An 18,953-nucleotide genomic window follows, 5' to 3' on the forward strand; every position below is an offset into this window, starting at 1 on the left:
CGTAGTGACGACCGAGCCTTACGTTCGTATCCTAAGTTTGTCTTACAACCACTCTTGGAACTTGCGGATGTACCATTTCTTAACGAGTTGAGTCACCACGCAGTAAGCCAGCAGAGTAGCAATCAGCCAAGGGAAGTAGGCGAATGGCAGCGGCTGAAGACCGATGCTGGCACCGAATCCGCTGAAGGGCAGATAGATGCCAAGTGCCATAATGACACTGGTCAAGATGATGACAGGCGCACTGGCCCGGCTTTGGATAAACGGTATTTTTTCGGTGCGGATCATGTGTACGATCAGTGTTTGCGAGAGCAGGCCTTCGATAAACCAGCCGGATTGGAACAGGGTCTGATGATCCACGGAATTCGCCGAGAAGACATACCACATTAAAGCATAAGTCGAAATATCGAAAATGGAGCTGATCGGGCCAATAAACACCATGAATCTGCTGACGGATTTAGCATCCCATTTTTGCGGTTTGCGCAGATATTCTTTATCCATCTTGTCCCATGGAATGGAGAGCTGCGAAACATCATAGAACAGATTTTGGATCAGCAGGTGAATGGGCAGCATTGGCAGGAACGGCAGGAAAGCGCTGGCTACCAGTACACTGAACATGTTGCCAAAGTTGGAGCTGGCCGTCATCTTGATATATTTAATCATATTGCCGAAGGTAATCCGGCCTTGAATGACACCTTGCTCCAGTACCATCAGACTCTTTTCAAGCAAAATAATATCTGCGGATTCTTTGGCAATATCGACTGCTGTATCGACAGAAATACCGACATCTGCTTCTTTCAGGGAAATGGCATCGTTGATACCGTCACCCATGAAGCCTACCGTATGACCATTGCTTTTCAGCACACGCACGATGCGTGCTTTTTGCAGAGGGTTCACCTTAGCAAATACATTTGTTTGCTCGGCGATTGCACCTAATTGCTCATCCGTCATGTCATCAATGGAGCTGCCGAGCACGATGTCATTAACTTTGATACCAACATCCTTACAGACTTTCCGGGTTACGGCAGCATTGTCGCCGGTAATTACCTTGACGTCTACGCCGCTTTCCTTTAGCGCACGGATGGCAGTTTTAGCTGTTTCTTTTGGTGGATCAAGGAAAGCCAGATATCCGACGAGCGTAAGCTCCTGCTCATCAGCGATTCCGTAAAGTTCCTCTTTAGCTTCATTTTCCTTAATCGCCACGGCAAGCACTCGTAGGCCATCTTCGTTCATCTGCTGCACTAGTGATTGTACTTCTTCAATAAGCTCTGCTGTGAGAGGAATTTTGCCCTTAGCGCTATCCGAGACATGAGTACAAATGCTGAGCATCTCTTCCATTGCACCCTTGCTGATCAGAAGGTGGTTATTCTTCGTTGTTTCGAGAACTACAGACATACGCCGGCGATTGAAATCGAAGGGGATCTCGTCGACCTTACGATAGTTTTGCTCTGCGCCTAGTGTAGGTGTTAGCTCGGCATGTTCGAGAACGGCAACATCCAGCAGGTTTTTAAGTCCGGTCTGATGATAGCTGTTCAAGTAGGCGTATTCCAGCACCTTGCTGTTTTCTTGACCATGCACATCGAGGTGTTTCTCAAGAATAATCTTGTCCTGAGTTAGCGTTCCCGTCTTGTCGGTACACAGAATATCCATGGCCCCGAAGTTTTGAATCGCATTCAGACGTTTGACCACAACCTTGTTGCGAGCCATAGTTGCAGCACCCTTGGCCAGGTTGCCAGCTACAACGACTGGAAGCATCTCTGGAGTTAGGCCGACGGCAACAGACAGACCGAACAGTAAAGCCTCCCACCAGTCTCCCTTGGTAAAACCATTAACCACAAAGATTATCGGCACCATAATCAGCATGAAGCGGATCAGCACAAAAGTAATACTTTTCACACCTTTATCAAAGCTGGTAAGAGGTGATTTGCCTAGCAGTGTACCAGCCATGGAGCCAAAATAAGTGTCGGAGCCTGTCGCTACAACCACAGCTGAAGCAGTACCACTGATGACATTGGTGCCCATGTAACACATGTTTCTTAGTTCTAACGCATTCAGAGGTTTATTCTGCTTACGTGACTGTGAAATAGATCCACGGGGAAGGATGTCAAGCTTCTCCACTGGCATGGCTTCGCCGGTTAGGGCAGACTCACCCACATGCAGATCTTTTGAAGTAATCAGTCTTACATCTGCCGGAACCATATCACCTGCTGAAAGATGAATAATGTCACCAGGCACTAGCAGCTCCATATTAATATCTTTCTGCTCAGATTTACGGGTTACCGTGGCGGTCGTTTTGACCATCGCTTTGAGTTTCTCGGCGGTTCGTGAGGAGCGGAATTCCTGTGTAAAGGTGATTATTGTACTAACAGTAACCATAGTAACGATGATAATAACGGCTTGAACATCATTGTCGACAAAATAGGAAAAGGCAGCGAGTGAGAGCAAAATCAATATAAACGGATTCTTGAAGCAGGCCAGCAGTTGGATGTACCAGGCAGGTGTTTTGTCATGAGCAATCTGATTTTGCCCGTATTTCTCCAGTCTGCGCTTCGCTTCATCTTCCGTAAGTCCTTGCTGATGAGTGCTGTAATCCTCCATAAGGTCCTCTTGTGAGGAGATGGAAGCTTGAATGAGACGTTCTGCAATGGTTTGATTCATTTGGTCTTTGTTTTTGATGTTTTTGAACATGTGAAATTCCTCCTTGCGCAAACAGTTGCGGCTTGCGTCTTGTAGCGGTATGAAATGCAAAAAAAGCTCTCCCTGATGTCAGAGAGAGCTGTAGATACACCGCTTCTTTTTACACTCACATGTCAAAAACGCACACTTAAACAAACCCGGCGGGGATACTTTTTTCGCAGGGAATGAAGCAGAGTAATGATTGGAGCGTAAAGAGAACGCGGTTCTCTCTCTGTACAAACTTTGAATTTACAACGATTATCCTACAACTCGAACTGCCATCCATGCGGTATCCCCCCTTATTTAGTCAAATAAAAAACCCTCTAGACGAACTAGAGGGTTAAAAAAACGCGCAAAAAAACAGCGTATTCCCCCTAGTCGAGTTTTGGCACTATACAACGTAAAGAGTGATAACACTCTTAGCCACATTATGAAAAGCCTTAATCCGGCAATCCCTGTTCTACCCATGGGCATCTTTCGATATTTCTGGGCAGTGGCCTATGTTCATATAGGAGCCTCACCTAACGAGGACATATTCAATTCCTCTGCAATAGTAAGCCTTATAATGTATTAAAGTCAAGAGGTTTTTTTGAAACATTACGCTATATATGTATCTGTTAGTAGCACCGTGTGTGATTACTATTTTGATAGTGAAATGCCTATTGACAACCTGACCCTGCGAGCGTAGAATCCACCTAGTAATCTAATAGTCCTCGTTAGGCGAGGCTCCTATACAAACACAGGCTGCTGCCCGGGAACATCGAAAGATGCCTACGGGTAGAACAGGGATTGTCGGCATAAGGCTTTCCATAAGGCAGCTAAGAAATGATGATATTTCTTTACGTTGTATAGTGCCAAAACTCAACCAGGGGGAGCCGGAATCTTTTTTGCGTGCTTACGCTTATGCAGCCCTCTAGTTGATCTAGAGGGTTTTTTATTTATGAAAGGGGGGAATATCACATGGACAGTAGCAGGTTTTCAGGAGCAGTTTATATGAATCATTACTTGGTTTTAAGAAGAAAAAAGACTGGCTGTTTACTAGCGCTGTGTCCATGTGCCCCTGGTTGGTTCGAGCTATTCGTTTCATTAAACGAAAGGAAAGTACCGTGCTGACAGGTTTATTTGGTATGCAAATCTAGTGAATATCATATGGCCGCTCGAAGCTCTTCTTAACTGAAGGGCTTTTTTTGTTTTTTTATAAAATACGTACAAGAGGAAGTGAAAATCATGATGATGGAACTGGAAATGATGATGAAGCTTGGCCTGGCGCTGTTATTTGGCATGCTTATTGGTATAGACAGACAGATCAAGCACAAACAACTGGGCTTGCGGCCTAGCATGGTAATCTGTATTGCGAGCTGCCTAATCACCATTGTATCTAATCAGGCATTTAGCAAATTTGGCGGCCCGAACCATCCCAATATGGACCCGATGAGACTGGCGGCGCAGGTGGTAAGCGGTGTTGGTTTTATCGGAGCCGGCGTTATTCTTCGCAGAAGCAATGAGGTCATTTCCGGTCTGACTTCGGCAGCGTTGATCTGGTCGGCCTCAGGCTTGGGGATTGCTATCGGGGCGGGATTTTATGCAGAAGCTTTTGCCGGCGTAATGTTGCTGATTCTTGCGGTCAATGTCATCCCCATGCTGATCAAATCCGTCGGTCCGGAAGCGCTGAGCCGGCATGATGTGGGGGTCAAAATTGTAGTCGAGCCCAACTACCGGATGACCGAATTGATCCAGATGATCGAGGGTAAGGACCAAGAATCATTGTCCGCCAAGCGTGAATTCAAAATCCGTTATATGAAGCTGAAGGATCTCGATAATCAATGCCAACTGATTGATCTGACGCTGTCTGTGCCCGATAAGCAATATACCACCGAAATCTATTACTTCATTAAGAAGATCGATCATGTACAAAGCGTAGAAGTAGAACAACTGTAAGTGAACAGGGGGAATGAACATGCTCAAGCTGCATCAATACAAATTCCGTGAGGAATACACTTATTACATGCTCCAAGCGTTGAAAGAGGGCGAACGGGAAGGATTTCGCAAGGACTTTTTGAATTTGCATCCCTCGGATCAGACTGATTTCTTCCTCACTTTGGATCATCAGAGACGTCAGCGGATCTATACGTTATTATCGCCTGCTGAGTTTGGGGAAATCTTCAGTGAACTAGTGCCATCGCGGCAAACGAACATCATTCAGGAGCTGGATCAAACGTACGCTGTCGAGATGCTGAACGATTTGCCTTCGGATGACGCTACCGATTTCTTCGGTCTGCTGTCGCATAAACAGGCGGACTTTTTCCTTGAGCGCATGGAGAAAGAAGAAGCAGAGGACATTAAGCACCTGCTTGCCTATCCGAAAGGTTCTGCGGGTTCCTTGATGACAACCGATATCTATACCATTGACGGCGCGGATACAGTAACGAAGGTGTTGAATGATTTGCGACTAATGACAAGTGATGCAGAGACGATTTATTACCTGTATGTCACGGATCATAACAAGCGATTGCTGGGTGTGGTCTCCTTGCGGCAACTAATCGTTGCTTCTGCGGAGCAGTTGATTCTGCATCTTATGAGCTCCAAGCTGATCGCAGCATCCCCGGATACACCTCGCGCAGAGATAGTGGGGACTATTAAAAGATACGGCCTGCTTGCCGTTCCTGTGGTAACGCCTGACAACGTGCTTATGGGCATTGTCACATTTGACGATGTGGTATAATTTTCATATTAAACCATACCTAAAAACAACCGACCCTCATGCAGGCCTTTGTAATCACAAGGGTCTGCATGAGGGTCGAAGTTGTAGTTGGATAGGTACTCACATGAAAATAAGGAGTAATATGCCGGCTACGAAGCAGTAATATGAGAAGTATTTCAAATTCCCTTTGGCCATAATTCCCATAAACCAACGCATGGAGAAATAAGTCACAATTAGCGTAGTAATAAACGCGATTATGTAGGGAATAGCCAACGCTGAGCGGTTCGGATCATGGGCAATATCGGATACACCCAGCACCAGTCCGCCTAAACTAACAGGAATATAGAGCATGAACGAAAATCTTAATGCGGTTTCCTGCTTCATCCCTACAGCGATGGAGGAGATGACGGTTGCCCCAGAGCGGCTAATGCCCGGAATAAGAGCGACTGCTTGAGCAAGACCAACCAGAACCGCATCCCGTGCTTTTAAATCACCATCTTGTTTGCGGCCACGAAGATTACGAATTAGCCACAGTGCTACACCCGTAACGAGCAATGCGATGGAAACCGTGTGCACGGAGGAGAATATTTCCTCAATTTGATCTTTGAACAATGCGGCCACGATTACCGCTGGCAGGGTACCGATAACGACATACAAAGAAAAGAGGAAATCCGACTTGTATTCTGGTTTACGGGTGCGAATGAATCCAAAGAATCCACCGATGAGTCTTGCAATATCTTTTCGGAAAATAAAGCAAATCGCGATCAGTGAAGCAGTGTTCGTCAAGATTTCAAATGACAATCCGTTCTGTTTTAATCCTAGTAGTTTTTGTGCGATAATCAGATGTCCACTTGAAGAAACGGGGATGGGCTCTGTTGCCCCTTGAACAATTCCTAGAAACAAGTATTTTAGCCACAGTATAATATCTTCCATTTTACCTCCCAATATATTTGTAATCTTTGTCATCATATCGTACTTGTTGGGGGGATGACAATAGAACCTTAGTGCCACATGACAGTCCATCAGCGTCAATGGAGGGAATTATGAAGATCAATAATCTCTTTTTTCACATTCATTATTGCAATTCCAGGAAAGGAAATGAACCCAATAGAACGTTTCACAAAAAAACGAGAACCCTTAACCATCATGAGCTAATTCTAGTGACTGGAGGGAATGGGCAGATTAAAATTGGCAAAAAAGAGTTTCAGATCAAAGAAGGCATGCTCTTCTATATTGGTTCTGGAGTCTTGCAAACTATAGTGTCAGATGCTGATGATCCCTTCTGTTTTATGTCTGTACATTTCAGCTATGCTCACGTGGGCTTTGATGAAGATATCTGGACGATTGGTGATACGAAGAGCATGCTCCCCCTTCATGAAGGACAACATTTACAGGATTATTATCAAATTGAAGATGCTTTTAAAAAATTGGTGGAAAGCTGGAATGCGAAACTGCCGCGATATGAGTTTATGACCAAGACGATTTTCCAGCAATTGTTAATTAATATTTATCAGAGCACCGGTAAGCATCATCAGAATTATGCGACTTCCTTGAAAGTAGAAAAAATCATTACCTTTATGCATCAAAATATAAATTCCAGGGTAACATTGGGTCAACTGTCAGAATTGGTCCAGCTATCCCCAACCTATTTATCCAGAACGTTCAAGGAAATTACCGGATATTCCATTATAGAGTTCTTTAATAAGCTGAAAATCGACAAGGCTAAAGAAATGATTCTAGAAGGTGACAGAAAGATCAGAGAGGTTGCACAGTGTCTTGGGTTCACGGATGAATTCTATTTCAGCAGAATATTCAAAAAACTCGAAGGGATCAGTCCCTCAGAATATTACAGCAAAAATGTCCATGTGATCTAAAATAATGCATGGTGGAAAGCCAATCCGACTGTTAATATGAGGTCATTATTGTAAAGCGGACTTTCACAATAGTTGCAGTTCAGACAGAAGGAAGGCCTATCATCATGCCAATTTGGAAAAGAAATCTGTGGGTATGCTGGTTCGGAATGTTCGTCACCGGTGTGGGGATGAGTCAGATTGCCCCGGTATTGCCGCTCTACATCAAGCATCTTGGGGTTCACAATCCCGATGCCATTGCACAATATTCCGGGCTTGCGTTCGGGATCACTTTCATTGTTTCCGCCATTTTCTCCCCGATCTGGGGGAAGGCCGCCGACAAGTTCGGGCGCAAACCGATGCTTCTGCGGGCGAGTCTCGGAATGGCGATTGTTGTGGGCTGCATGGGTTTTGCTCACCATGTCTATGTATTGATTGGACTGCGCTTATTGCAGGGAACAATAACTGGCTACAGCACCGCTTGTACGACATTAATTGCTACCCAAACGGACAAGGAGCATGCAGGCTGGGCGCTGGGTACACTTTCAACAGCCAGTATTGCAGGCTCATTGATTGGGCCGACGATCGGCGGTTTTATCGCGGAGAATTTTGGGCTGCAGGACTCTTTTTTCATAACTGGTGCGCTCATGCTAGTAGCCTTTATAACGACGGCTTTATTCGTGAAAGAATCCTTCCAGCGCGAGGACAAAGCAACGCTTGGGATGAAGGAAGTCTGGCGCGCGGTGCCTGAGAAGAGTCTAACCCTTACGTTGTTCGTGACGTTCTTTGTGTTGACGGTGGCCCTGTATTCTGTCGAGCCGATCATAACCGTGTACATCACGCATCTTTCCGGTAATGGTGCACATATCGCACTCCTGGCTGGGCTGACGTTCTCAGCCTCGGGATTGGCGAACATCGTTGCCGCCCCAAGACTTGGGAAGCTGTCGGATAAGATCGGCGCTCATAAGGTGATATTGGTAGCCTTAGTTGCGGCAGGCCTGATTTTTATCCCACAGGCGTTTGTCACGACCCCCTGGCAGTTGATGGTGCTTCGTTTCTTATTGGGATTAGCCGCTGGGGGACTGGTTCCCTCCGTCAATATCCTGGTTAAGAAGATCACACCGTCTGCACTGACAGGCAGAGTGTTCGGTTTTAACATGTCGGCAGGGTATTTGGGAACGTTCGGTGGTGCTGTTCTGGGGGGTCAGGTGGCAGCTTGGTTTGGTATTCATTATGTCTTTTTCGTGACCAGTTCCTTGCTCTTGATCAATGCCGTATGGGTGTATTTCAAGCTGTATCGTGTGTTAAACAAGCGAGGGAACAGAGCACAGACGGTGTAGCTATGACAGGATCGTTGTCCAATTGAAGAAACGGTCCAGTAAAATGGATGAGGCTCCTGCCATGTGCAGGAGTTTTTTTATTAAAGGCTTTATTGAACCAGTTGGCAGGGGATTGTAATATTCATCCAGAATTAGTGAGGTGGGGTGAATATAACAATGAAAGATCAACAAATTGAGACGTTATGTAGTAGTTTACAGCTTGGGGAGATCGTGAATGGCCCTGTGGCGTTGTCAGGCGGGTTGATGCACCGTATGTTTGAGATTGTAACGACAACCGGGAAATATGTTATTAAAGCTTTGAACCCGGAAATCATGCGCAGACCAACGGCTATGCAGAATTATGTGAGATCAGAACACATTGCTAACGCTGCCGCCGCAGCTCAAATCCCGGGACTTCCAGCTAAACAATACCATGGAACTTCTATTCAGCAAGTGGATCAACAGTTCTACCTTGTATTTGATTGGATACCGGGCAGGAGCCTGAGGCCTGATGAAATACAAATAGGCCATTGTGAGAAAATAGGTTCCATACTGGCAGATATACATAGAACTGATTTTTCAGCGCTGAATCTCGGGGACAACAACTCAGAGGTACGGCAGTTAGTAGATTGGAAATTCTACTTGGATAAAGGACAGGAGAGTCATTCAGAATGGGTTGGCCTCCTGCTGGAAACCCTCGATAAGCTTAAAGCTTGGGATAATTTAGCCATCGAATCTGCCAAACTTCTTACGCAAAGTATGGTTGTTAGTCATGGGGATTTAGACTCCAAAAACGTGTTGTGGAACCAAGATCAACCCGTCCTGATTGATTGGGAATCAGCAGGCTATAGAAACCCTATGCAAGATTTAATTGAAACGGCTTTGTATTGGTCTGAAGATGAGCATGGGGAGGTCGATAAGCAAAGATTCTTTGCTTTTTTAAGCGGCTATAGAAGGAAGGGCGGAACACTGCAAGCCAATTGGAGCACGGTTTTAGCGAACGGTTTCTTAGGAAAATTAAACTGGCTGGAATATAGCTTGAAGCGGTCGTTATGGATAGAATGTACGGATGAAAGAGAACAGCAGTTAGGAACTGAACAGGTCTCGGGAACGATCAACGCGATTAAACGATACTCGGAAAAGATAGATGAAATTGAGCAATGGCTACAGCATCCTTAATTAGGCTTGGTCTAAGAAGAAAAAAGACACTCCTGCAAGAAGCGTCTTTTTAGTGGATCACAATTAGCTATGGGGAACAGTTTTCACCGTTAAAGTAACGTTGCCAGAACCTCCCTGTCCAGTAGCTTTTACGTTAAATGTATCACCCGATCTTGAAGAATTATAAGCTCCTGAATATGTTCTGGATTTACCAGCCTGAACATTTGAGAACCATGTAATCACTTGTCCGGTTGTAATATTGTTTAAGCTGAAGTTAACACGATTCACTGTGCCTGATGAATATTCTATGTACAAATCAGGTTCACTACTTGTGAATGAAAAATCCGCACCAAGTTGAGCACCCTGAGTACCATTAGTGATCTTAGGTACGCCTTTAGTACCGTTAAAAATATCAGTGCCAGTGGATGATACTAATGAAGAAGCTGTTTCTTCATTAGTATTATCACCATAAACTACACTGAAATTCGGTGATAAGGTGTAGCCATCTGGCGTAAATCCATTTTTCATAGCTATCAACAGATTTCCATATTTGTCATAAACATTTCCATTCACTAACTTATATCCTTTGTCTAAAGTGTTAACTTGTTTTGGTTTTGCGGAATTTTTATGGATAATACCATTAGCAGAGGTGACAGCACTAATTCCTAGGGTTAATATACCAGCAAGTAAAATGACACTGATTTTTTTTAGTTTCATAAGAGTAACCTCCTAATTAAGAATTAACTTTATCAACCATTAATCTCCTCATACCGGATATCGATCCGTTCCCCGTTTGTCTTGACCAGATTAATGCTCATTGGAGCAAGATCTGTGCTTCCACCGCTAAGCAATAAGTGACTTCCGCCTTCCACTTCATATTTACGGATGTATAACCCGGAACCGATATCTTCAAAAGGGTAACCCTCGAAATCCGACCACATTAAATGCTCTCCTTTTTGGGCCAACGTATGCAGCTTATGCAGGGAGATTACATTATCGTTGCTTGGTTCACGTTTGTGGCTATAGGTCGAAAAGATAACCATAACAGCCAAAAGTGCCGCAATCCCCAAGAGATATTTCTTGTTCATGTGAAAGAACCCCCTTCTTTGGCAAGAGCTATTTCCATTATTTTACCATACTCCTTCTCACGGGTGTTGTTTCGGTTGTTCTCTACCTTTTTTCCGAGTGATTACTTCAAAGAAGCGAAGAAGAAATATGAAGCTAAGCACCCCAACATTACGATTGCGCTGAAAGCGGTTGAGACGGATGATGCGCATTTGGAAGAGAACCTGGAGAAATTTGTGAAGACAACAGGGACTGCGATGCTCTCGGGACAAGGCCCAGACTTGATCGAGATGGATCAGCTGCCATCAGGGGATTATGTGAAGCGAAAGATGTTGGCCAATCTGGGCGACATCATGGACCACGATCCTGATTTTAAAAAAGACAGTATTTCACCAATATCCTGGACGGGATGAAGTTTAAGGGTGGGATGTATGGCTTGCCGATCGGGTTCTTTATCTATGGCCTGGTGGGCAATGAAGATGGCATTAAGAAGAGTGGCGTAACTTTTGATGACAGCAAATGGAACTGGGAGCAATTTATCACGACAGCTAAGCTATTCTTGAGGCTTCTTGAATATTAGTGCCCTTAATTTTTGTATATTCCAAAGTAGTTCCTCCTTCGACGTGAGTTTTCATTCGTATCTGCTATTTTATGAAAAGGAATTTAGAAAGTAAAGGCGTGAAAAAAACGTGAATACCAGATGAGGGGAATAAGTCGTAATGAGGGGAAAAATATAGAAGAAAGTTGAAAACATATGCTAAGATAGAGCTATCATTCCAAATGAGGTGAAAAATATGTTACATCAGTTTAGCGGGGGTACATCATCAATTGAACTATTTGAGGATTACCTCGTAATAAAGCCAAGTAATGTACAGAAATTGGGTGGACAGACTAAGACCATTCCTCTGGATTCCGTAGTAACAATCAGTATTGTTAAGCCATTTTTAAAGGTGCCTTATCTGCAAGTCATTACTCCTAACCTGCAAACCTCTAAAAAGGATAACCTGAAGGGGGCAGACGCTAACGTTATACTCATTCAGCCGGGAAGAATGAAAACGGCAGAGAAGATTCGTGATTACATCGCAAGTTATAAATCAGGTCAAATCAAGCGTTCAGCCCCTCCGGCTTCTGGCGGATCTATAGATGATCTACGGCAGCTCGCTGAGCTTAGGGATTCGGGTATTATTACCCCAGAAGAATTCGAGGCAAAAAAGAAGCAAATTCTTGGTTTATAGAAATCTTTTAGCGAGAAGGTATCTTTGTAGATCACAAAGATGCCTTTTTTTGATTTAAGTGGAAAGACCTCTAAAGAGTATTTGTGTATTTCTTCATATTATAGTAACGTTACCTGGCATTAAAATGGAAATGAATTGAATAAAGGGAGGGAGAGCTGTGTTTCATCCATGGAGTCTTGTGATACCGCTGCTGATATTATTGCCCAATCTTCTGTTCTTTAAATTTGAGCCACGAAACATGCCCAGTGAAAAGAATTCAAACCTGTTTTTTACGATAGCAGAAGGGATTGGTAGGTTTGGGGTGATCTTAGTCCCTCTATTCTTCACAATACATCTTCAAGAAACTTATGAAATCATTGCATTGATCGGGATGATAATGTCCCTTTTACTGTACTATTTTGGGTGGGGGAGGTACTTTAGGAATGACAGAGAGTATAAGCTGCTCTATTCGCCAATACTGGGTATTCCTGTACCGTTAGCGATTAGTCCAATCGTTTATTTTCTATGCGCTTCCGTGGCTCTGCACTCTGTGTATATGCTGATCTTCAGTGTTATTATGGCGGTAGGGCATATTCCGAGTAGTATTAGGGAGTGGGAGCGGAGTAAAGTTATATAAATTATGAAAGCGAGTGAGTTATGGATTTTAAGAACAAACAATATCATAGCCTTCTTGATAAAGGGGTGGCTATTGCGGAAGGTGGCAACCCGGAAGGGGCTATCGAGTTTTTTCAGCAGGCTGGGGGACTATTTCCAGAACGTTCAACCCCATATTCCTTTATCGCCAATGCATTGGCGGATTTGGAGAGGCATAGTGAGGCCATCGACTTCTACGATAAAGCTATTGAGATTTTAGCAAAACCATACTATTTGTACAATAAAGCTAATTCACTGGTAAGCTTGGGCAGGTTAGATGACGCTATAGAATACTATGGAAAAGCAACCAACCTAAACCCTGCATTTGGTTCAGCTCATTTCAATAAAGCTAACGTATTAAAAGAGCAAGGGAGAGCTGACGAAGCCCTAGCAGCCTACAATCAAGCTATAGATGCCAGTCCTGATCATTCCGGGGCGCATTATAACAAAGCAAAGCTTTTACATAACCTTGAATTCAATAATGAAGCTATTGCATCTTTTGAAAAGGCCATAGTTCTTGACCCGGCTAATGGGGATATTTATTATGATCTGGGAATTGTCTTTTATGTTCAAAGACAGCTGGAGCAGGCAGTACATTATTTTGGGAAAAGTATCGAGCTTAATCCAACGGACCTTGATGCCCACTATAACTATGGAATGGTTCTTACTAAATTAGGAAGAATGAATGAAGCCCAATTGAGCTTTAATAAGTATAGAACAGTTCAGTCCGAAAAAATGGGAGATTGACACCTGAATTTATGGGGAAATCCCAAGCAAAATGTACCCTTAGAATGACTATTAGGGCTCAAGGAATAGTCAAGCTTCAATCCGGTGTTCTCTACGACGCATCACTTTACCGGCTGCGCTGTTTTCACCTCAGTAACCGGGCAGAAACCCGGGTTGGTCAAACATAACTCTTCAGCGAACTGGGGTTGGAGCTTGGAGAGTTCTGCAAAATAGCTACTGATAATGTGATTTTCCCCTACAGAACCTTTCTGGAAAGACAGCGAATATAGGGTCTGAACATGCTGGTAGTAATACTTTATGTCCTGCTTGGGCAGCTTTAAGACGGGGGGCGGGACATAGGTTACGAGATCGAAGATATTGGCTATACGAGAGCTTTTTCGCACATATTTTGTAAAAGCCTTCACGAACTCAGGATCACCTACGCGGGGAGAGCCATATGTAAACAGGTTGGGGCTGGTGTGATTCGTGTTAGCTGCAACATCTATAGCACACAACGTCGCTAGTGCTCCACCGAGGCTGTGGCCGGTAATGTATAATATCTTTTCTGGTGACAGCCTACCCAGGGTAGAGAGAATCCCCTCGCGGGCCGAAGAATAGATGTTAGTGAAGCCGCGATGTGTCAGACAGTCTTCCTTAATGAAATCGGGCTTTATTTGCATGGCCATGGCATTTGAAATCCAATTGGTCGTCGAAATGGTGCCACGAAAGGCAACAATAATCTCCTGCGCCGACTCCAGAATAAACCCGAAACGTTCCCAGGCATTGCTGATAGACTTCGCCTGAATCGTATCCACGACCGTGTAATTCAATGGAACGACGAAGGAACCGTCCGGATTAGTGTACTGGGCATAGGCCTGTTCGCAGATTGTAGCCAGAAAGATCGCCCATTGCTCCTGAATATTTATGTAACCCATCAGCCCCCCACCTTTCTCTCCTACACTATATTAAGGTAATGAAGGAGAGGTGCCTATGCAGTTCCATTATATATTTTTACCACCACAGGGCAGCCTCAAGGCTGTCTTTTTTAGTATGGATAAATTGGGAAGCAGGCGGATGTAATGCTCTCATTGAGGCGGTCTGATCCTTCCTTGGTCCATCTCCGGGTGGAATAGGGAAGTCAATCTGTGGATGGACTTTAAGCTAGTAGCATTCCGTTACAATCAGTGCATAGCTTAAGATTGTTGATTTTGCAGGCAATGCCAAGCAGGTGAGGGACCAGTCGTCTACGCAGATTGTGCCGGGCGAAAAACATTTGACCATCCTGAATGATACGGCAGATCTGATTGGACCTTGGGTGCTTAAAGAACACTAAACGATTATGGAAAAGCGAACCGTAAGCGTTTTGTCCGGATTTTGGAGTTCCCACATAAATAGACAAGTAGCCGTTATAGCGGCTGCTTGTTCCCTCTTTTCAAATGAAATCGAATGAACGTGCCCCCCAGAATCAGGAGAAACGGCAGAGCATAAGCCAGGTTGTTGAGTAGTGGCCACGTGAGGTTAACGAGTTCCTCAAGCTCGGCCTCCTTGGTGTAAGTCGTTACAGACAGCAGCAGGCAAATGAAAGCAACAGGGAGGGCGATAAGGCGTTCATTTTTCAATCCAAGAAGGTCTTTAAGGGTTTTTATTAGGATCAGCATGAGAATCGAGGCTTTGAAATAAAAACCGATGATTAGCGCAAAGCCAATAACAGACTCAATCCGTTCAATAATCTCCTGAAAATAAATCAGTCTGGCTAGTTGATATAACGAATATTTCAAATCCCCGGAAAGAGGGCCTAGCACCATAATGCTGCTAAGGACTGACACAATCAATGTTATGGCATTGACAATGAGCGCAAGGTACATATGCTTGCTCAGCTTGGGTTTGTCTTCACTTTTCACAAACGGCAAGATGATGGAGAAGACAACAAGCTCGGAATAGGGAAATCCATAGACGACATAGGCAGCGTTGAGGATCGGTCTGATTCCATCGGGCATCACAGGGAGCAGGTATTCCGGATGATACAAGCCAGCAACCAGAACCCAGACCAGGACGATGCAGCCAAACATCAGTGTGAAGAAAAGGGTAGCCATGCGTGCGATCACTTCGATTCCGGCCAAAGCCGTTAAAGCAATCGTCACAAAGAACATCGAATTGACGGCATAAGTAGGGGTTTCCTTCAGCATCGTACTCTTGAAGAAGGTTCCGATCTCCAGCACAATTCCCGCTATATTCCAGAATAATACACACGTGAACGGAATCAATAACAGGAGGGTCGGAATGTTCCCGAGTACGGAACGGCTTTGTTCCACAAGTGACAGATCTGGCGCCCGTCGATTTAAGTAAAGAATACCGGAGAGCAGAATCATCCCCATAGTGGAAGCAATCAGAAGAGAGATCCATGCTCCATTGCCGGCAATGTTAGTGAGTGGTGCAGGGACGATGACGATGGAAGAGCCTGTCATGAAGAAGAGGAACAGCATGGACATTTGCAAAGAGCTGACACGTTCTTGTTTTCTCATACGTTCCTCCTGATCCTGTAAGCTCATGAATTAACAGGGTTTAGCCAGTGTATGAACTGCTGGGCCGGTCCCCTAAGTACATTGAAGATCGAGTCCAAATTGGGCCATGACCTCGCCGTTACAAATATAAATGCCAGATACAGCAAAGGCACGAGAAAGGCTCCATACACAAGCCGATCGCGAGCGCGGGCTTTTTTGAATTTTGGGAGGTCATGCGCAAGCATAGCGGAAGCTAATAACAAGACAGTGATGAATTTCCCTGGCACCTCTATTTCTCCTTTGTCCCGAAGATGGTACCTGTATTCATACCGGTACTTACTACTTTGACATTGACTTTGGTCTTAAATTGCATTTGAGCGAGCTTTTGGTCCCAGGTTGGTTCCAGCCGGTTCCAGAGCTTAGGATTCCTTCTGTAAATCTGATTGCCAATTCCGAGTGCATCTACTTTGTTCGTCTTGAAGGTTGTGAGGGTATGTTCCAGTTGCTTCTCAACCTGCTCTTTAATGGTCTGCTCGAAAAGGCTTATATCTTTAATCGTCTTCAAGTGTGAGCAGCGCAGCTCCCCAATCGTCCCTTCGAATGCAACATCTACGTCGACAAAGACGTGATCGTCCTTCACTGTTGGGGTAAGCTTGCTGCTGAAAGTAAGAACTTCAAGCGTTTCTTTTTTGCTTAATTGTTTGCCCGCATGATTCATACAAGGGAATTCCAATACCCCATCCCTGTATTTTCCTGTCAGCATCATGAACGTTTCTGTTTCCTGTTCTCTCAGAAGGCCCACCATTTTACCGTCCTGAATTAAAGCGACCCCGGAGATTTTGGCTTCATCGTCTAAACTGCTCTTATGCAGGTAAGGAATGGCCGAGGTTTTGGAGGGGCTGCTCAATTGCATAGCCAGATCATACAGTGGGATATCGGAGGTTTTGGCGGAATAATGGGCGCTGGTCGTCTCCATCTTTTTATACTGTTGACCAATGGTGTTTTCAATAAACGGCTTAATGTTTAAAAATGGGGCGGCTGACTGCTCGGCAATAAGGGGAAGGATCGTACCACGCGGTTCATGGTCTCTGGAGAAAAAATCAAGGACTTCCCTGATACTTAAGCTTCTGGCCAATTGCTCTCCGATAAGAATCACGCGCATATGATCCCATTTGGCCTTTCTCCCGAACTTCGCAGGAATCTCCCGTATGGCCTCAAAAAAAGTCTCTCCGCTGGTACGAATATTGGTTCCCTTTGATGCAGCACTCGCCGTATCGCCAGCTGCCATTTTGCTGGAAGGATTATAGAAATGGGTCGTTATCTCAATCTGATTGTCTTCGCTCTGGTCTATAGCTATCGCTTGGACGTATCCGTACTCATCCAACTCGTTATTATCCCAGCATCCGCTAGTCAGGCTGAGTACAATAAGGGACAGCAGGATGGAAGAGAGCCGTCTCACGTGATCTTGTTCTTTCCCGAAGTCTTTTTATAGAAGTGCCGGCTACGTGGCGAATGCACTAATAGGCGTCTAGGCACCACGAAAATTGCATCGCGCAGTCTCTTGAGGTCTAGCGGAGCCACTGAGTCCAGGTACGGCTCTCCCAAAGAGCGTAGTGTCGTCAGGTGAAGATAGATCAGGATAAATCCGACCATGATACCAAGTCCACCGAACGTTGCGGCGAGAAACATTAACGGAAAGCGCAGGATCCGCAGGGCGATCGCCATGTTGTATTGAGGAAGGGCAAAAGAGGCAATGCCTGTCAGGGCAACCACAATGACCATAACCGGTGAAGCGATCTGCGATTGTATGGCTGCTTGTCCGATAACCAGTGCACCGACGATGCTGACGGCCGAGCCGATCGGTCTTGGCAAGCGAATCCCCGCCTCCCTCAGAAGCTCGAAGAAGAACTCCATAATGAGCGCTTCAACTAGCGCAGGAAAAGGAATACCTTCACGTGTGTTAAGAATGGCCAGCAGAAGAACAGTAGGGATAAGTTCGGAGTGGAAGGTTGATAGTGCAATATAGGTGCTGGGCAACATGAGCGCTATGATGAAGGCAGCAACCCTGATCAACCGGATTAACGACGAAAAAATCGTTCGATAATAGTAATCCTCGCTGACGGTGAAGAATTCAATGAAACTTCCCGGGCAGATCAGAATAGAGGGGCTCCCGTTCACCATTGCGATGATCTTACCATCAAGCAGCGCGTTAACAGCAGTATCTGGACGTTCCGTATATCGAACCTGCGGAAAAGGGGAGTAGAGGGAATCGTTGATCCACTCCTCAAGATAAGAGACCTCGATAATTTCTTCCTTGACGATGCCGTCAATGCGTTGTTTGAATTCACTTAATGTCTCAGGTTTAACCACGCCCTCCAGATAGCCGTAGGACACCGTTCTTTGAACCTGCTCGCCGGAGGTGAACATTTCGAATTTGAGATGTGGAGATTTAATCAGACTTCGAATGACACCGATATTGCGTTCCAGACTTTCTATAAAGCTCACATGAGGGCCTTGTACAGTTGATTCTGTGATGGGCTCAGAGGCCTGACGCTGTTCTACATCAAGAGCATAGTATGCAATTGCTCTGGACCAGCCGTTGAAAAAAATGACGACCTTTCCATCCAGTATGCCGCTAACGACTTGCTGAAAATCATCCATAAGTTCAACGTATGGCGAAGCCACGCCCTTGTTCTCGAAAAAATCGATGACATCGTCAATGGTCACCGTCCTGGCAGGCCCGAGCTCGTGAGGAACGAGATTTTGCAGCGTGTCCTTCACAAAATGCTTCAGGGTAGATTTGGTTAACGTATCGAAATATACGGAGAAGGCCGCTTGCTCCAGCCCCGGTCCATAGTTCCAAGTAAGGATTTTTAAATCGGTGCAGTTTGCAAAAGAGTCTTCTATCGTCTTCAAATTTTCTTCCAACAATGATGAAATGGCAGGAGACGATGAATCACTGGATGAATGCATACCTTCGGCAGAATGTGGTGATGAATGGTTGGTTGAAGGGATTGTCTGAGGGGTCCGTTTCCGCATGCTGTTCTCCTATCAGAAATAAGATGTTGAAGCATTTACATCTTTTCCCTAAG

Annotated in this window: 17 protein-coding genes and 2 riboswitches; of the genes, 9 read left to right on the plus strand and 8 right to left on the minus strand. The window is 45.0% G+C overall.

The features are described from left to right. Positions 1-42: 42 nt before the first annotated feature. Positions 43-2,685, minus strand: a complete 2,643-nt coding sequence (mgtA, locus tag HPT30_RS16905; RefSeq protein ID WP_175372526.1) for a magnesium-translocating P-type ATPase — start codon at positions 2,683-2,685, stop codon at positions 43-45. Between the two features lie 351 nt (positions 2,686-3,036). Continuing rightward, positions 3,037-3,209: riboswitch (M-box (ykoK) riboswitch) on the minus strand. A gap of 169 nt (positions 3,210-3,378) precedes the next feature. Continuing rightward, a riboswitch (M-box (ykoK) riboswitch) is annotated at positions 3,379-3,553 on the plus strand. A gap of 347 nt (positions 3,554-3,900) precedes the next feature. Between mgtA and HPT30_RS16910 the strand changes: the two genes are divergently transcribed. Together HPT30_RS16910 and HPT30_RS16915 are read left to right on the plus strand one after the other, a co-directional pair. Next, on the plus strand, positions 3,901-4,611 hold the full coding sequence (locus HPT30_RS16910) for an MgtC/SapB family protein (protein ID WP_175372527.1): 711 nt from the start codon (positions 3,901-3,903) through the stop codon (positions 4,609-4,611). Positions 4,612-4,630: 19 nt separating this feature from the next. Beyond that, positions 4,631-5,395 carry a magnesium transporter gene (locus HPT30_RS16915; RefSeq protein ID WP_175372528.1) on the plus strand — a complete coding sequence of 255 codons (765 nt, stop codon included), beginning with the start codon at positions 4,631-4,633 and terminating at the stop codon, positions 5,393-5,395. 99 nt (positions 5,396-5,494) lie between these two features. Here HPT30_RS16915 and HPT30_RS16920 read toward each other — a convergent pair whose 3' ends face one another. Further along, the gene (locus tag HPT30_RS16920; RefSeq protein ID WP_066362560.1) at positions 5,495-6,307 is read right to left on the minus strand and encodes an undecaprenyl-diphosphate phosphatase; all 813 of its coding nucleotides are present in this window, start codon (positions 6,305-6,307) and stop codon (positions 5,495-5,497) included. Positions 6,308-6,417: 110 nt separating this feature from the next. Here HPT30_RS16920 and HPT30_RS16925 point away from each other — a divergent pair, with 110 nt between their 5' ends. The 3 genes from HPT30_RS16925 to HPT30_RS16935 all read left to right on the plus strand — a co-directional run bounded on the left by HPT30_RS16925 (position 6,418) and on the right by HPT30_RS16935 (position 9,722). Then, positions 6,418-7,248 carry an AraC family transcriptional regulator gene (locus tag HPT30_RS16925; protein ID WP_175372529.1) on the plus strand — a complete coding sequence of 277 codons (831 nt, stop codon included), beginning with the start codon at positions 6,418-6,420 and terminating at the stop codon, positions 7,246-7,248. A gap of 104 nt (positions 7,249-7,352) precedes the next feature. Further along, positions 7,353-8,564 carry a multidrug efflux MFS transporter gene (locus tag HPT30_RS16930; protein WP_175372530.1) on the plus strand — a complete coding sequence of 404 codons (1,212 nt, stop codon included), beginning with the start codon at positions 7,353-7,355 and terminating at the stop codon, positions 8,562-8,564. A gap of 156 nt (positions 8,565-8,720) precedes the next feature. After that, the gene (locus HPT30_RS16935) at positions 8,721-9,722 is read left to right on the plus strand and encodes a phosphotransferase (protein ID WP_175372531.1); all 1,002 of its coding nucleotides are present in this window, start codon (positions 8,721-8,723) and stop codon (positions 9,720-9,722) included. A 63-nt stretch (positions 9,723-9,785) separates the two neighbouring features. Here HPT30_RS16935 and HPT30_RS16940 read toward each other — a convergent pair whose 3' ends face one another. Both HPT30_RS16940 and HPT30_RS16945 read right to left on the minus strand, forming a co-directional pair. Next, complete coding sequence (locus HPT30_RS16940) at positions 9,786-10,418, minus strand: hypothetical protein (protein WP_175372532.1); 633 nt, start codon at positions 10,416-10,418, stop codon at positions 9,786-9,788. A gap of 32 nt (positions 10,419-10,450) precedes the next feature. After that, a complete protein-coding gene (locus tag HPT30_RS16945; protein ID WP_175372533.1) occupies positions 10,451-10,789 on the minus strand; it encodes a hypothetical protein in 339 nt (112 codons plus the stop codon). Positions 10,790-10,807: 18 nt separating this feature from the next. Here HPT30_RS16945 and HPT30_RS16950 point away from each other — a divergent pair, with 18 nt between their 5' ends. The 4 genes from HPT30_RS16950 to HPT30_RS16965 all read left to right on the plus strand — a co-directional run bounded on the left by HPT30_RS16950 (position 10,808) and on the right by HPT30_RS16965 (position 13,381). Further along, entirely contained in the window at positions 10,808-11,179 is a 372-nt protein-coding gene (locus tag HPT30_RS16950; RefSeq protein ID WP_175372534.1) for a hypothetical protein, read from the plus strand. Beyond that, positions 11,176-11,346 carry a hypothetical protein gene (locus HPT30_RS16955; protein WP_175372535.1) on the plus strand — a complete coding sequence of 57 codons (171 nt, stop codon included), beginning with the start codon at positions 11,176-11,178 and terminating at the stop codon, positions 11,344-11,346. Before HPT30_RS16950 ends, HPT30_RS16955 begins: the two co-directional genes overlap by 4 nt. 214 nt (positions 11,347-11,560) lie before the next feature. After that, positions 11,561-12,001: an SHOCT domain-containing protein gene (locus HPT30_RS16960; RefSeq protein WP_175372536.1), complete on the plus strand. Its 441-nt coding sequence runs from the start codon at positions 11,561-11,563 to the stop codon at positions 11,999-12,001. Positions 12,002-12,637: 636 nt separating this feature from the next. Continuing rightward, a complete protein-coding gene (locus HPT30_RS16965) occupies positions 12,638-13,381 on the plus strand; it encodes a tetratricopeptide repeat protein (protein ID WP_175372537.1) in 744 nt (247 codons plus the stop codon). A gap of 101 nt (positions 13,382-13,482) precedes the next feature. On the opposite strand, the gene HPT30_RS16970 is transcribed toward HPT30_RS16965, so the two are convergent. From HPT30_RS16970 to HPT30_RS16985, 4 genes are all read right to left on the minus strand, one after another. Then, positions 13,483-14,295 carry a lipase family protein gene (locus tag HPT30_RS16970; protein WP_175372538.1) on the minus strand — a complete coding sequence of 271 codons (813 nt, stop codon included), beginning with the start codon at positions 14,293-14,295 and terminating at the stop codon, positions 13,483-13,485. Positions 14,296-14,766: 471 nt separating this feature from the next. Continuing rightward, on the minus strand, positions 14,767-15,882 hold the full coding sequence (locus HPT30_RS16975; RefSeq protein ID WP_175372539.1) for a GerAB/ArcD/ProY family transporter: 1,116 nt from the start codon (positions 15,880-15,882) through the stop codon (positions 14,767-14,769). A gap of 268 nt (positions 15,883-16,150) precedes the next feature. Further along, positions 16,151-17,320 carry a Ger(x)C family spore germination protein gene (locus HPT30_RS16980; RefSeq protein ID WP_175372540.1) on the minus strand — a complete coding sequence of 390 codons (1,170 nt, stop codon included), beginning with the start codon at positions 17,318-17,320 and terminating at the stop codon, positions 16,151-16,153. Beyond that, the gene (locus HPT30_RS16985) at positions 17,317-18,900 is read right to left on the minus strand and encodes a spore germination protein (RefSeq protein WP_246317203.1); all 1,584 of its coding nucleotides are present in this window, start codon (positions 18,898-18,900) and stop codon (positions 17,317-17,319) included. Before HPT30_RS16985 ends, HPT30_RS16980 begins: the two co-directional genes overlap by 4 nt. Positions 18,901-18,953: the final 53 nt, after the last annotated feature.

The organism is Paenibacillus agri (genome assembly GCF_013359945.1).
Classification (GTDB): domain Bacteria; phylum Bacillota; class Bacilli; order Paenibacillales; family Paenibacillaceae; genus Paenibacillus_AQ; species Paenibacillus_AQ agri.

Coding starts and splice junctions, on each gene's coding strand:
- mgtA (WP_175372526.1), bottom strand. CDS start 2,685: ATGTTCAAAAACATCAAAAACAAAGACCAAATGAATCAAACCATTGCA.
- HPT30_RS16910 (WP_175372527.1), top strand. CDS start 3,901: ATGATGATGGAACTGGAAATGATGATGAAGCTTGGCCTGGCGCTGTTA.
- HPT30_RS16915 (WP_175372528.1), top strand. CDS start 4,631: ATGCTCAAGCTGCATCAATACAAATTCCGTGAGGAATACACTTATTAC.
- HPT30_RS16920 (WP_066362560.1), bottom strand. CDS start 6,307: ATGGAAGATATTATACTGTGGCTAAAATACTTGTTTCTAGGAATTGTT.
- HPT30_RS16925 (WP_175372529.1), top strand. CDS start 6,418: ATGAAGATCAATAATCTCTTTTTTCACATTCATTATTGCAATTCCAGG.
- HPT30_RS16930 (WP_175372530.1), top strand. CDS start 7,353: ATGCCAATTTGGAAAAGAAATCTGTGGGTATGCTGGTTCGGAATGTTC.
- HPT30_RS16935 (WP_175372531.1), top strand. CDS start 8,721: ATGAAAGATCAACAAATTGAGACGTTATGTAGTAGTTTACAGCTTGGG.
- HPT30_RS16940 (WP_175372532.1), bottom strand. CDS start 10,418: ATGAAACTAAAAAAAATCAGTGTCATTTTACTTGCTGGTATATTAACC.
- HPT30_RS16945 (WP_175372533.1), bottom strand. CDS start 10,789: ATGAACAAGAAATATCTCTTGGGGATTGCGGCACTTTTGGCTGTTATG.
- HPT30_RS16955 (WP_175372535.1), top strand. CDS start 11,176: ATGAAGTTTAAGGGTGGGATGTATGGCTTGCCGATCGGGTTCTTTATC.
- HPT30_RS16960 (WP_175372536.1), top strand. CDS start 11,561: ATGTTACATCAGTTTAGCGGGGGTACATCATCAATTGAACTATTTGAG.
- HPT30_RS16965 (WP_175372537.1), top strand. CDS start 12,638: ATGGATTTTAAGAACAAACAATATCATAGCCTTCTTGATAAAGGGGTG.
- HPT30_RS16970 (WP_175372538.1), bottom strand. CDS start 14,295: ATGGGTTACATAAATATTCAGGAGCAATGGGCGATCTTTCTGGCTACA.
- HPT30_RS16975 (WP_175372539.1), bottom strand. CDS start 15,882: ATGAGAAAACAAGAACGTGTCAGCTCTTTGCAAATGTCCATGCTGTTC.
- HPT30_RS16985 (WP_246317203.1), bottom strand. CDS start 18,900: ATGCGGAAACGGACCCCTCAGACAATCCCTTCAACCAACCATTCATCA.